The sequence below is a fragment of the Novosphingobium sp. YAF33 genome, from assembly GCF_052113265.1.
Lineage (GTDB): Bacteria > Pseudomonadota > Alphaproteobacteria > Sphingomonadales > Sphingomonadaceae > Novosphingobium.
The window spans coordinates 486,072-498,901 of sequence record NZ_JBFRCW010000001.1 but is presented as its reverse complement, the minus strand read 5'-3'; the positions used below and the strand labels follow the sequence as shown (position 1 = coordinate 498,901).

Annotated in this window: 9 protein-coding genes and 2 riboswitches; of the genes, 7 read left to right on the top strand and 2 right to left on the bottom strand. The window is 67.8% G+C overall.

Translation table 11 applies throughout. The features are described from left to right. Nucleotides 1–9 precede the first annotated feature (9 nt). Complete coding sequence (locus tag AB4Z00_RS02255) at nucleotides 10–1,482, bottom strand: aldehyde dehydrogenase family protein (protein WP_442044767.1); 1,473 nt, start codon at nucleotides 1,480–1,482, stop codon at nucleotides 10–12. A gap of 155 nt (nucleotides 1,483–1,637) precedes the next feature. Here AB4Z00_RS02255 and AB4Z00_RS02250 point away from each other — a divergent pair, with 155 nt between their 5' ends. The 7 genes from AB4Z00_RS02250 to paoC all read left to right on the top strand — a co-directional run bounded on the left by AB4Z00_RS02250 (nucleotide 1,638) and on the right by paoC (nucleotide 10,742). Beyond that, the gene (locus tag AB4Z00_RS02250; RefSeq protein WP_442044765.1) at nucleotides 1,638–2,333 is read left to right on the top strand and encodes a transcriptional regulator; all 696 of its coding nucleotides are present in this window, start codon (nucleotides 1,638–1,640) and stop codon (nucleotides 2,331–2,333) included. A gap of 120 nt (nucleotides 2,334–2,453) precedes the next feature. Beyond that, nucleotides 2,454–4,748 (top strand): TonB-dependent receptor, encoded by a 2,295-nt coding sequence (locus AB4Z00_RS02245; protein ID WP_134094020.1) that lies wholly within the window; start codon nucleotides 2,454–2,456, stop codon nucleotides 4,746–4,748. Continuing rightward, nucleotides 4,742–5,308 (top strand): hypothetical protein, encoded by a 567-nt coding sequence (locus tag AB4Z00_RS02240; protein ID WP_132268556.1) that lies wholly within the window; start codon nucleotides 4,742–4,744, stop codon nucleotides 5,306–5,308. Before AB4Z00_RS02245 ends, AB4Z00_RS02240 begins: the two co-directional genes overlap by 7 nt. Beyond that, entirely contained in the window at nucleotides 5,305–6,783 is a 1,479-nt protein-coding gene (locus tag AB4Z00_RS02235; protein ID WP_442044763.1) for a PepSY-associated TM helix domain-containing protein, read from the top strand. Before AB4Z00_RS02240 ends, AB4Z00_RS02235 begins: the two co-directional genes overlap by 4 nt. 151 nt (nucleotides 6,784–6,934) lie before the next feature. Beyond that, the gene (gene paoA / locus AB4Z00_RS02230) at nucleotides 6,935–7,600 is read left to right on the top strand and encodes an aldehyde dehydrogenase iron-sulfur subunit PaoA (RefSeq protein ID WP_134094022.1); all 666 of its coding nucleotides are present in this window, start codon (nucleotides 6,935–6,937) and stop codon (nucleotides 7,598–7,600) included. Further along, the gene (locus AB4Z00_RS02225; protein WP_442044762.1) at nucleotides 7,597–8,547 is read left to right on the top strand and encodes an FAD binding domain-containing protein; all 951 of its coding nucleotides are present in this window, start codon (nucleotides 7,597–7,599) and stop codon (nucleotides 8,545–8,547) included. Before paoA ends, AB4Z00_RS02225 begins: the two co-directional genes overlap by 4 nt. Beyond that, on the top strand, nucleotides 8,544–10,742 hold the full coding sequence (paoC, locus tag AB4Z00_RS02220) for an aldehyde oxidoreductase molybdenum-binding subunit PaoC (RefSeq protein WP_442044760.1): 2,199 nt from the start codon (nucleotides 8,544–8,546) through the stop codon (nucleotides 10,740–10,742). The genes AB4Z00_RS02225 and paoC overlap by 4 nt, the downstream gene beginning before the upstream one ends. Here paoC and AB4Z00_RS02215 read toward each other — a convergent pair. Beyond that, nucleotides 10,732–12,054: a cobyrinate a,c-diamide synthase gene (locus tag AB4Z00_RS02215; protein ID WP_442044758.1), complete on the bottom strand. Its 1,323-nt coding sequence runs from the start codon at nucleotides 12,052–12,054 to the stop codon at nucleotides 10,732–10,734. The two genes, paoC and AB4Z00_RS02215, sit on opposite strands and share 11 nt — an antisense overlap. A gap of 173 nt (nucleotides 12,055–12,227) precedes the next feature. Continuing rightward, nucleotides 12,228–12,451, bottom strand: a riboswitch (cobalamin riboswitch). 146 nt (nucleotides 12,452–12,597) lie between these two features. Then, a riboswitch (cobalamin riboswitch) is annotated at nucleotides 12,598–12,788 on the top strand. Nucleotides 12,789–12,830: the final 42 nt, after the last annotated feature.

Below are 12,830 nucleotides of genomic sequence, written 5' to 3'. Positions count from 1 at the left end.
ACCGTCTCCTCAGTCCTGAAGGTTGACCCAGACGTTGCGGACCTGCTGGAATTCGCGCAGGCCCTCGATCCCGCCCAGGCGGCCGTGTCCGGAATGCTTCATGCCGCCAAAGGGCACGCAAGGCGTCATCGCCTCGCCCGATCCGTTGACCTGCACTTGTCCTGCCATCATCCGCCCGGCGACGCGGTGGGCGCGGGTGAGATTGGTGGTGTGGACATAGGCGCCGAGGCCGTAGTCGCTGTCGTTGGCCAGCGCGATCGCCTCTTCCTCGCTGTCGAACGGGGTGACGACGAGGACCGGGCCGAACACTTCATTGCGGGCGATCTCGCTGGAGGGGGCGACACCGGCAAGAACGGTGATCGGATAGAAGTAGCCTTCGCCGTGATCGCCTTCCATCCGCGCGCCGCCGCAAAGCACTTCGCCGCCTTGCTCGACCCCGCGCTGGACCATGCCGTCGATGCGATCGAGCGCGGTTTCGGAGATCACCGGGCCCATGAAGGTGTCCATGGCGAAGGGATCACCCACCTTCACATGCGCGGCCATGGCCTTCAGCATCTGGAGATAGGGCTCGTAGACGGAGCGCTCCACCAAGAGGCGCGTGCCGTTGACGCAGCCCTGTCCATTGGCGCTGACCGCCCCGGACAGCCCCCGCTTGGCCGCCGCCTGCAAGTCCGCATCGCCGAACACCACCACGGCCGATTTGCCGCCGAGTTCGAGGCCGACAGGCTTCAACGTCTGCGCGGCGCTGGCGAGGATCTTCTTCGCCGTCGCGCCGCTGCCGATGAATTCGATCTTGTCGATGCCGGGGTGATCGACCATCGCCGCGCCCACGTCCGGCCCGCCGGTGACGAGGTTGACGACGCCTGCCGGGAAGCCGGCTTCGTGGATCGCCTCCATCAGCTTCATCAGCGACCACGGCGCCAGTTCCGGCGCCTTCAGCACCACGCAGTTGCCGGCGGCGAGCGCAGGCGCCATCACCATCGTGGCGGCGAACAGCGGGCCGTTCCAGGGGACGATCACGCCCAGTGTGCCGTAAGACTCGTACATCACGTAGTCGTGCGCCGGGCCGCCCCAGGTGGAGACGGTGCGCCCGTCGATCTTGTCCGCCCAGCCGCCGTAATAGCGGAACTTCTGCGCGGCATCGAGGCTCATGTGCCCGCCGGCAATCAGGATCGAGCCATTCTCGGCCGTAAGCAGAGGGCTCATTTCGGCGGCCTTGCTCTCGATCACCGAGGCAAGACGGAACATCAGGTCGCGCCGCTTGTCGCCGGGCAGGGCGCGCCATGCCGGCTGCGCGGCCTTGGCGGCGGCGACGGCGCGGTCGACATCGGCCGGGCTGGCAAGGCGAACTTCACGCGTGACGCGGCCGGTGCCGGGGTAGACATGGCCCCAGTCCGCGCCGCTGCCGGAACGTGCGCGTTCGTCGCCAATGACCAGCGAAATCTCGGGGAATGCCGAGATGTCGGGATGTTGGAAGCCCATCCTCTTTCGATCCTCTCCAGGGGCGGCGCTTGATGCCGCTCGGTTTCAGGCGAAAGGTATGAAGGCAAATATACGCGGTCAATTGACTTGAATTTGCCAAAATTGGGCCGAGAATGGCCATGAATGCCAAATAATAGGCACATTATGGAGAGTGTATGGATCTGTCGCCGGGACGCCGCAGGGGAACCAACCTGGTGGCACGCACGACCGAAACCTTGCGGGAACGCATTTTCGCCTGCGAAGACGGCGCCTTGCTCGGCTCGCTTCACCAGCTGGCCCGCGCGTTGGAAGTGGGCATCGTCACGCTGCAGCAGGCCGCGCGGGTGCTGGAACATGAGGGCCTGCTGGAAGTGCGGCGCGGCCCGGGCGGGGGCTATTACGGCACGCGGCCCGACGATGCGGCGCTGGAACGCGCCATGGTTTCCTACATGCGGATGAACCCGGCGGGTTACGAGGAGGCGCTCGACATGACCTCCCTGCTGTTCACCGAACTGGCGACGGCGGCCGCGCGATGCACCGACCAGGCCCTGCGGGACCGGCTGGCGGGGCTGGGCGAACGCGCGGCCGCCTTCCGCTCGATGGCGGAATTCGGGGCATTCGAGCTGGAGTTCCAGGAGCTGCTGTTTCAGATGGTCCGCAGGCCCTTGTTCGAAATGCTGACGCGCGTGACCCTGCACTATGCCTCGACCCGGGCCTCCCCGGTGGTCGAATCGTTCGGCGCGGGTGTCGGGCTCTGGCGGGCGGGGCGGCTGCGGATCATCGCGGCTATCCTGGACAACGACCCCGATCTCACCCGCTTCGAGGCAAACCGCCAGAACCGGGAAGTGGTGATGGCCAGTCTGCGCATCTGAGCAGGCCGGGCCGAAGCAGGAAGGACACGCCATCGGATTTACGGTCACGGCTATTGAGAATGCGATTGACTCGCAATATCGAGAAAATCTATGTCGCCGCCTGAGGAAACAGGGGGTTTCATGTTCAGATTTTCCGTATTGCTTACGGGCGTTGCCGCTGCCGCGCTCGCCGTTCCCGTCCAGGCGCAGCAGGGCGTGCCCGGCGATCCCGCGGCGGGGACTACCACCAGCCCGGACGATATCATCGTCACCGGCGAGAAAAGCGCCCGCACGCTTCAGGAAACGCCGACCAGCATCGCGGTCATCACGCCCGAGCGGATCGAGCGGGAAAACCTGATCACCATCCAGGACGTCTACAACCGCACCGCCAATCTGGCCGAGACTTACGGTTCGTCCGGCTTCACCATTCGCGGCATCAGCAATACCGGCGTGGGCGCGGGCGGGCAGGCCGATACGGCCAGCGTCTATGTCGACGGCGCGCCGATTCCCAAGTGGGCGCTCTATGGCGGCCCGACCGACATGTGGGACGTGCAGCAAGTGGAAGTGCTGCGCGGGCCGCAATCGACCATCCAGGGCCTCAATGCCCTGGCCGGCGGCATCGTCATCACCAGCAAGGACCCGTCGCTGGACCGCTGGACCGGCGACGCGCGCGTGCTCTGGAGCGAGCATGACGACCGCACCTTCTCGGCGGCCGTGGGCGGGCCGATCGTCCGCGACGAACTGGGCCTGCGCCTCTCGGCCGAGCGCCGCGCCGATCGCGGACTGATCCGCAACGTCACCCGCGGCGGTTATGACGATGAACTCAAGTCGCTGAACCTGCGCGGCAAGCTCAAGTGGACGCCGAGCGCCATTCCCGGTCTCGAAGCGGTGGCCAGCTACAACCGCGTGCGGCGCGACGGCGGCTACCTCTACGAATATGCCCGGACCGACGTGCCGGACTATTACGACCACCGCATCTCCACGGGCGACCAGCCCAGCCGCGGCAAGATCGACAGCGATCTGGCGGTCTTCAACATCAGCTATCCGCTGACCGACAGTCTCAAGCTGTCGAGCGTGACCTCGTGGAATCGTTCGAAGGTCCATTCGGTGATCGATACCGACGGCACGCCCGAGGACATCCAGGCGATCGACAATCGCTATCTCTACAAGACGCTGACGCAGGAGTTGCGCCTCAATTACGAGAGCGACTGGCTGAGCGGCCTGCTCGGCGCCTGGTATTATCGCCGCACCGGCGCAATCGACCAGAACAGCCGCGTCAACATCGCCACCCCCACCGCAACGATCGCGGGCCTGCTGCAATCGCGCGGCTTCAACGCCGCGACCTCGCAGTTCATCGCCAATGCCTACAGCGCCCAGCTTCCCGTGATCCCGGTGGCCTACAGCGCCGAGCAGCCCGAGAAGGTCGAGACCATGGCCCTGTTCGGCGATGCCCGCTTCAAGCTGGCGGACCGGCTGACGCTGATCGGCGGTTTCCGTTTCGATCACGAGCGCAACCGCTATGCGGCCGAGACCGTCGCCGCCTTCAACGGCACGCTGCCGGACGTGAACTTCATGGGCACGGCCTATGCGCCGGTCATCTCGGTCATCAACCAGGGCGTGCTCGGCCTCGTGTCCGACGCGTCTTCGCCGCTTGCGTCGAACAGCCGCACGTTCAATGCCTTCCTGCCCAAGGCGGGGATCAGCATGGACTGGACGCCGGACCTCACCACCGCCTTCACCGTGCAGCGGGCCTATCGCTCGGGTGGGTCGAGCCAGAACCCGGCCCGCGCCGAACTGATCCCCTACGATCCCGAATATAGCTGGAACTACGAGGCCTCGCTGCGCTCCAAGTGGCTGGACGGGCGGCTGACCCTCAACGCCAATCTGTTCTACATGGAGTGGAAGGACCAGCAGGTCACCGCCTACTTCGGGCTCAACGCCTACGACTACAACACGGTCAACGCCGCCGGATCGCACCTCTACGGCTTCGAGGTGGAGGCGAATGCAAACGTGGCGAAGGGCGTCGACCTCTATGCCTCGATCGGCCACGTTCGCACCAAGTTCGACGATTTCACCCTGCCTACGGGCGCGACGAGCACGGTGGACCTTCAGGGCACGCAGTTCCCCTATGCGCCGCGCTGGACGCTCTCGGGCGGCGCCAATGCGCAGTTCGGCGGCGGGTTCACCGCCAACGTCAATGCCAATTACCGCACCTCGGTCTATACCGGCGTCGGCCAGGACCAGTCGCAATACAAGGTCTCGGCCCGCACCCTGGTGAACGGCAAGCTCGGCTACGAGACGGAGAACTGGTCGCTGTTCCTCTTCGCGCGCAACATCTTCGACGAGAAGTACAAGCAGTACGAATATGCGGCGATCCATCAGGCGATCCTGGGCGAGCCGCAGACCTTCGGGCTGGGCGCGGGAGTGCATTGGTGATCTGGCCGGCCAGCCTCCTRCTGCTTGCGGGAGGTGCGCTCGGCGCCTTCCTGCTGCGGCGCTCGTGGCTGCGGCGTGACGGTTCGGCCCTCGGCATGATTGCCGGGGGCTGGGTCGTTCTGCTGGGCCTGCTGCTGGCCGCGGCGTTCCTGGTCGGGCCGGTGAAGGGCCTCGCGCTGGGGCTGGTCATGGAGGGCATCGGCGCGCTGGCGGTGGTCTGGCTGGGCCGCGTGCGGCGCAAGGCCGCGCGCCTGCGCGAGATGGAAGCGGCGCCCGAGCCGCTGGACGAGCCCGGGCGCTTGTGGCGCGGCGTGCTGCGGACCCTGCTGGCCGGCCCTTTGGGGATGACCGCCGCGATGGCGGTCGCCTTCTGCGTCACGGTCTACCTGCCGGGCGACCCGCGCACCCGCATCGTGATCGGCGGACTGCTGATGCCGGTGCTCTGGGGCCTCGCCATGACCTGGACCCTGGCCGACCGCCGCATCCTGCGCGCGACCGCGGTGCTGGTCGCCACCAGCGTAGTCGGCTTCGGCCTTGCCCATCTGGGAGCGTCGGCATGAGCAATACCCGCAAGAAACAATGGCGCTGGCCGCTTTCGCCCGAAACGGTGCGTTCGGTGCTCAGCAGCCATTCGATCCTGGGCCTCGCCTTCGCGGCGGTGATCTACCTCGTCTGCGTGACCGGCACGGTGGCCGTTTTCGCGCCCGATCTCGAACGCTGGGAAGTGCCCGCCACCCCGGTCGCGCGCAGCCTGAGCGATGCCGCTGCCGCGCGCGCCATTGCCGAAGGTGCGCAGCACGCGCCCGCCGATACCGCCCTTTACCTCGCCCTGCCCACACCTGCGAAGGAGGGCGCGTCGCTGGTTGCTTTCAGCCCGACTTTCGAGCGCAAGTGGGCCGTGGCCGAGGACGGCTCGCTGTCGGACCTCGAAGCCGGCTGGACCGATTTCCTGATCCACCTCCACGTCAACCTGCACTTGCCGCGTAGCTGGGGCGAATTCATCGTCGGGCTGACCGGGGTGGCGCTGCTGTCCTCGCTGGTTTCCGGGATCCTCGCCCATCCGCGCGTGCTGCGCGATGCCTTCCACTTGCGGCTCGGTGGTTCGCGCCGGTTGCAGGAGGCGGACTTGCACAACCGCCTGGGGATCTGGGCGCTGCCGTTCCACTTCACGCTGGCGCTGACCGGGGCGCTGCTCGGCCTCAGCACCATCATCGTCGCGGTGCTGGCCCTGCTGCTCTATCCGGAGGGCGGGATGAAGAAGGTCTACGAACTCTTCCTGGATGCGCCGCCGCCGGTCGATACGCGGGCGGTGCCGATGCCCGATATCGCGGCTCTCATCGCGCAGGCCCGCGCCCGTGCGCCGGATGCCGCGCCGCAGAACGTCATGGTCGAGCGCGCGGGCCGCGCCGACATGCGTGTCACCGTGCTCAGCGGCCGCGCGAAGCTGCTGGTCCAGCAGGACGAGACCCGGTTCGACGCGGCGGGCAAGGTGGTGGCCGACGAACACCCCGAAGACTTCGTGACCGGCACCCGCGTGCTTGGCGGCATCGGCCAGGTCCATTTCGGCTGGTATGGCGGACTGGCCGTGCGGCTTGCCTATGGATTGCTGGGCATCGCGCTGTGCGTGGTGACTTCCAGCGGCGTGACCATCTGGCTCGCCCGTCGCCGCGACCGGGGCCGCCCCGCACCGCAGTGGGAGCGGATCTGGGCTGCGGTGTGCTGGGGGCAGCCGGTCGTGCTCTGCCTTACCGCGCTGCTGGCACGGTTTGCGCCCGAAGCGTCCCTGCCCGCCGCCTGGCTCGCCTTCACCGTGCTTTCCATCCTGGCTTCGGCGCTGGCGAAGACGGTTCCCGGCCCCCGGCTGGCGCGTGCCTGGCGCTGGGCCCTGACGGCGTTGCTGGCGATCCTGGCCTTCATCCACGGAGCGGCGGCGCTGCCGCAAGGGGGTGCGGTGCTGATCGACGCCGTGTTGCTGGCCGGCAGCGCGGGCCTGCTCGCCTCGCTCCTGCGGGGAAGGACCAGGACCGCCGCCTGAGAAATCCATCGTCCCGGTCCTGATCCGGGAACGCTCTTTGATGAGCCTCGTTCATGACGGCATGTGATTTCACACAGTGCCGGAATCCGTCGCCGTGCGTTATCGTACCCGATGGACGGAAACTGCCGTCCTGGTGCGACAAGGACGGGCAATGAGCGAAACGGCGGATTTCGAGGTATCGCGGCGCGCGGTCCTGGCAGGCAGCGCGGCGAGCGTGGGGCTGACCGTGGTGCCCACGATGGCGGAAGGACAGGCTCCCATGGCGCGCAAGCCCCCGACGATGGCCGTTTCGTTCAAGGTCAACGAAAAGGCGCAGGCCTTGATGGTCGATACGCGCACCACGCTGCTGGACGCCTTGCGCGATCACCTGGGCCTGATGGGCACCAAGAAGGGCTGCGATCACGGTCAGTGCGGGGCCTGCACGGTGCTTGTGAACGGCACGCGGATCAATTCCTGCCTCAGCCTGGCGGTCATGCACGAAGGCGATGCGGTCACCACGATCGAGGGTCTCGGTACTCCGGAAGACCTGCATCCGATGCAGGCGGCCTTCGTGAAGCATGACGGCTTCCAGTGCGGCTATTGCACGCCGGGCCAGATCTGCTCGGCCGTCGCGGTGCTGGAAGAGATCAGGGCGGGTATTCCCAGCCATGTGCAGGAGGACGTCGGCGGCGCTCCCGAGATGACGGTTCTGGAAATGCGCGAGCGGATGAGCGGCAATATCTGCCGCTGCGGCGCCTATTCGAACATTGCCGAAGCGATGGCGGAAGTGGCGGGCGTCAAGCTTGCCGAGACTCACGGCGCGGAGATCGAGGCATGAAGGCTTTCACATACGAGCGCGCCAGGACGCCGGCCGCTGCCGCCGCCGCGGTCGCAGGGCACAAGGGCGCCAAGTTCATCGCCGGGGGCACCAACCTGCTCGACCTGATGAAGCTGGAGATCGAGACGCCGACGCATCTCGTGGACGTACAGGATCTCGGCCTCGACCGCATCGAGGAGACGCCGGAAGGCGGGCTGCGCATCGGTACGCTGGTCAGCAACACTGCGCTGGCCACGGACAAGCGCGTGCGGCGCGATTACGGCGTGCTCACGCGCGCCATCGTGGCAGGCGCCTCGGGCCAGCTGCGCAACAAGGCGACGACCGGCGGTAACCTGCTGCAGCGCACCCGCTGTCCTTATTTCTACGACACCAACCAGGCCTGCAACAAGCGCAAGCCCGGCTCCGGCTGCGCGGCGATCGGTGGTTTCAGCCGCCAGCTCGGCGTGGTCGGCACGAGCGAGGCCTGCATCGCCACGCACCCCAGCGACATGGCGGTGGCCCTGCGCGTGCTGGATGCCGCGGTGGAGACGGTCGATGCCCAGGGCAAGACGCGCAGCGTGCCGGTGGGCGAATTCCACCGCCTGCCGGGCGATACGCCGCACCTGGAGAACGTGCTCCAGCCGGGCGAGCTGATCACGGCCGTCACTCTGCCCAAGCCGCCGGGCGGACGGCATGTCTATCACAAGGTGCGCGACCGGGCCTCCTACGCCTTCGCGCTCGTTTCCGTGGCGGCGGTGCTGAACGAGGACGGCAGCGGACGAGTGGCCTTCGGCGGCGTCGCGCCGCGGCCCTGGCGGGTCGAAGCCGCCGACGCGCAGCTGCGCAACGGCGCGGGCGCCGTGACGCGCACGGCTTTCGCAGACGCGCGGTCAACCCATGAGAATGCCTTCAAGGTCACTCTGGCGGAGCGCACGCTGGCGGCGATCATCCAGGAGAACCGGGCATGAAGTTCGATACGCCTGCGGGCTCCAATCCCATCGACGCCATGAAAGTGATTGGCCAGGCGGTCGACCGCGTGGACGGCAAGCTCAAGACCACGGGGCAGGCCCCCTATGCTTACGAGCACAAGGACGTGCCGGCCAAGCCGGCCTACGGGTATGTGATCGGTGCCGGGATCGCCAAGGGGCGGGTCACGGCGATGAACACGGCCGAAGCCAAGCGCATGCCCGGCGTGCTCGCGGTGGTCAGCGCCGAAAATGCACAGCCGCTGGGCAAGGGCAGCATGAACACGGCCAAGCTGCTGGGCGGTCCCGCTGTCGACCATTACCATCAGGCGCTGGCGGTGGTCGTGGCCGAGAGCTTCGAGCAGGCGCGCAATGCCGCCAATGCCGTGCGGATCGAATACGAGCGCGGTAACGGCCGTTTCGATCTCGCCAAGGCGAAGCCCGGCGCGCAGCCGCTGACGGGCAGCGATGCCGACACCCATACCGGCGATTTCGAGGGCGCTTTCGCCTCGGCCGCGGTGCAGCTCGACCAGACTTACACCACGCCCGACCAGAACCACGCGATGATGGAGCCTTTCGCCACCATCGCCTGGTGGGAAGACGATGCGCTCTCGGTCTGGACGTCCAACCAGATGATCGCCTGGAACAAGAAGGAGCTGGCCGCCACCTTCAAGCTGCCGCCGGAGAAAGTCCATGTCCGCTCGCCCTTCATCGGCGGTGGTTTCGGGGGGAAGCTGTTCCTGCGCGCCGATGCGGTGATGGCGGCGCTGGGCGCGAAGGCCTGCGGCAGGCCGGTGAAGATCGCGATGCCGCGGCCCCTGATGCTCAACAACGCCACGCACCGCCCGGCCACGATCCAGCGCATCCGCATCGGCACCGGCAAGGACGGGCGCATCACCGCGATCGGCCATGAAAGCTGGTCCGGCGACCTTCCCGGCGGCGGCCCGGAATCGGCGACGCAGCAGACCAAGTTGCTCTATGCCGGCGCCAATCGCCTCACTGCCCTGCGGCTGGCCGAACTGGACCTGCCCGAAGCCAATGCCATGCGCGCACCCGGCGAAGCGCCCGGCCTCATGGCGCTGGAGATCGCCATCGACGAAGTGGCCGAGAAGCTGGGCATGGACCCGGTGCGGTTCCGCGTGCTCAACGATACGCAAGTCGATCCCGAGCATCCCGAGCGGCCCTTCTCGCAGCGCAACCTCGTGCGATGCCTGGAGGACGGTGCCAAGCGCTTCGGCTGGGAACGCCGCCAGACGCGTCCGGGCAAGATGCGTGACGGGCGCTGGCTGATCGGCATGGGCGTGGCGGCGGCGTTCCGCAACAACATCAACATGACATCGGCCGCGCGCGTGCGGCTGTCGAGCGACGGCGTGGTCACGGTGGAGACCGACATGACCGACATCGGCACCGGCTCCTACACCATCATCGCCCAGACCGCGGCGGAGATGATGGGCCTGCCGGTGGAGAAAGTGCGCGTGAAGCTGGGCGATTCCTCGTTCCCGGCCTCCGCAGGCTCCGGCGGGCAATGGGGCGCCAACAGCTCCACGTCTGGCGTCTATGCGGCCTGCGTGAAGCTGCGCGAAGCCGCGGCGCAGCGGCTCGGCATGGACCCCGCCACCGCGGAATTCGCCGATGGCGAAGTGCGCGCGGGCAACCGCTCCGCCGCCCTGGCCGAGGCGGCGAAGTCTGGCGAGATCGTTGCCGAAGAGACGATGCAGTGGGGCGACCTGGGCAAGAAGTTCCAGCAGTCGACCTTCGGCGCGCACTTCGTGGAAGCGGCCGTGGACGCCTATACCGGCGAGACGCGGGTGCGACGCATGCTGGCGGTCTGCGCGGCCGGACGTATCCTCAATCCCAAGACGGCGCGCAGTCAGGTGATCGGCGCCATGACCATGGGCGTGGGCGGCGCGCTGATGGAGGAACTGGCCGTCGACAAGCGCTTCGGGTTCTTCGTCAATCACGACCTTGCCGGGTACGAAGTGCCGGTCCACGCCGACATTCCGCACCAGGACGTGGTTTTCCTCGACGAGGCGGACGACAAGGTCTCGCCGATGAAGGCCAAGGGCGTGGGCGAACTCGGGCTCTGCGGCGTCGGCGCGGCCGTGGCCAACGCGGTCTACAACGCCACGGGGGTGCGCGTGCGGGACTATCCGCTCACGCTGGACAAGCACCTTGCGAAGCTGCCGGCTATCGCCTGAATCCCAGGTCGGCGGTTTGGCAGGTCAGCAGGTCGGCGATCAGCTCCGGCGCCGAGGGGAAGTAGAAGTGCATGTAGCTGGCCGTGAGCGGTCCGTGGCGGAACAGGCGTTCGCCCGGCCGCCCGTCCGGCGTGACGGCGCTGACGGTGGGCAAAAGGGACGTTTCCAGCCGCGAATAGTGGAACGTGTGGCCCCGCGCGACATGACCGCCCAGTTCCATCTCTTGCATGCCCAGCGCTGCCAGCCGCCTTTGCATCACGGCCCGCGCAGGCAGCAGGCCGAGCAGGGCGGCACTGGCGCCGTCGGTGCTTTCGAGCCTCTCGGAGGCGTAAAGCATGCCGCCGCATTCGGCCAGGATCGGCCGCCCTGCCTGGAAGTGGGCGCGGATCGCCGCGATCATCGGGCGATTGGCGGAAAGAGCGTCCAGGTGCAGCTCGGGATAGCCCCCGGGTAGCCACAAGCCGTCGCAAGGGGGCAGCATGGCATCGCGCAGCGGCGAGAAGAAGGCGAGCCGCGCCCCGGCCCGTTCCAGAAACGCGAGGTTGGCGGGATAGATGAAGCCGAATGCCTCGTCGCGGGCAATGGCGATGCGGCGGCCTGACAGCGCGGAAGGCGGCGCTTCGGCGGCTTCCGGGGCGGGGAAGGGCACCGGCTCGGGCAGCCAGAGCGCGGTTTCGGGCAGACTGTCGGCGGCGCGGTCTATGCGCGCCTCGATATCCGCCACCTCCCCGGCCTGCACCAGTCCGAGGTGCCGTTCGGGCAGGCCGAGCCCGGCATCGCGCCGGAGGGTGCCAAGCCATTCCACGCCGTCCGGCATGCCGCGCTCCAGCAGTTCGGCATGGCGCGCGCTGCCGACGCGGTTGGCCAGCACGGCGGCCAGGGTCACGTCGGCGCGGTAGGTGGAAAGGCCGTGGACCAGCGCACCGAACGTCTGCGCCATCGATGCCCCGTCGATCACCGCCATGACCGGCAGACCGAACAGGCGGGCAATGTCGGCGGAGGAGGGGGTGCCGTCGAACAGGCCCATCGCCCCTTCGACAAGGATCAGGTCGGCGTCCCGCGCGGCCTCGTGCAGCAGGGCGCGGCATTCCCGCTCTCCGCACATGAACAGGTCGAGCTGGTGGACGGGCGCGCCGCTGGCCCTTTCCAGCACCATCGGGTCCAGGAAGTCCGGCCCGCACTTGAACACCCGCACTTTGCGCCCGGCGCGGCGGTGGCGGCGGGCCAGCGCGGCGGTGACGAGGGTCTTGCCCTGTCCCGACGAGGGCGCGGTGACCAGCAGGGCGGGACAGGCCGTCATGCGGGCAGGCACGAATATCGTCCGGACGGAGCGGTATCCGAAAGGCGGAAGGGGCAGGGCGGCATGACGGTTCGATCCTCCTGGGCGCAAGTACGGCTTGTCGTCTCGCGAAAGACCGGGTCCGCGGGGAGCAGCGCTCCGCATCGGGCATGGCCCCCGTCCGCCCGGTTCATCCCGCCCGCGCGAAGGATCGACGGCTGGGGGCCGGTTTCCTGACTTCCTGGGCCCGATTTCTTGGAATCGGCGCGCCTTCCGCCGCCTTCTCGGCACCGCGCGGTGCCAATGGCGTGCTGGCGGGGCGCATCCCCGGTTACAGTTGCGGGAGCAGTGCCGGATTCCAGCGGAATTACCCCTCTGGCCCGGACTTCCCGATTAAGCCCTTGCGGGCACCCCTGGCCCGGCGGGCCTATGGTACTTCGCCAGAGAGCGCAAGCGCGGGACAAGGCAAGCGCAAGCGTCGGACAAGACCAGCGCAAGCGTCGGACATGACCAGCGCAAGCGCGGGACATGACCAGCGCAAGCGCCGGGCTCTTGCACGCGGCACCCCACCGGGATAGGGGCGCTCCAGCGACAGGTTCCCCGCAAGGGGATCAAAAGGGAACGCGGGTGAATGCCCGGGCTGCCCCTGCAACTGTAAGCGGCGAGCCGTGCGGCCAATTCGCCATTGGGGATGCAAGTCCCTGAGAAGGCGGCCGAAATGGCACTGACCCGTGAGCCAGGAGACCTGCCTGACGCCGTCGTTCTTCGACCGGACAGGGTGAGCCGGGCGAACGGGGCCATTCCTCGCG

Coding starts and splice junctions, on each gene's coding strand:
- AB4Z00_RS02255 (WP_442044767.1), bottom strand. CDS start 1,482: ATGGGCTTCCAACATCCCGACATCTCGGCATTCCCCGAGATTTCGCTG.
- AB4Z00_RS02250 (WP_442044765.1), top strand. CDS start 1,638: ATGGATCTGTCGCCGGGACGCCGCAGGGGAACCAACCTGGTGGCACGC.
- AB4Z00_RS02245 (WP_134094020.1), top strand. CDS start 2,454: ATGTTCAGATTTTCCGTATTGCTTACGGGCGTTGCCGCTGCCGCGCTC.
- AB4Z00_RS02235 (WP_442044763.1), top strand. CDS start 5,305: ATGAGCAATACCCGCAAGAAACAATGGCGCTGGCCGCTTTCGCCCGAA.
- paoA (WP_134094022.1), top strand. CDS start 6,935: ATGAGCGAAACGGCGGATTTCGAGGTATCGCGGCGCGCGGTCCTGGCA.
- AB4Z00_RS02225 (WP_442044762.1), top strand. CDS start 7,597: ATGAAGGCTTTCACATACGAGCGCGCCAGGACGCCGGCCGCTGCCGCC.
- paoC (WP_442044760.1), top strand. CDS start 8,544: ATGAAGTTCGATACGCCTGCGGGCTCCAATCCCATCGACGCCATGAAA.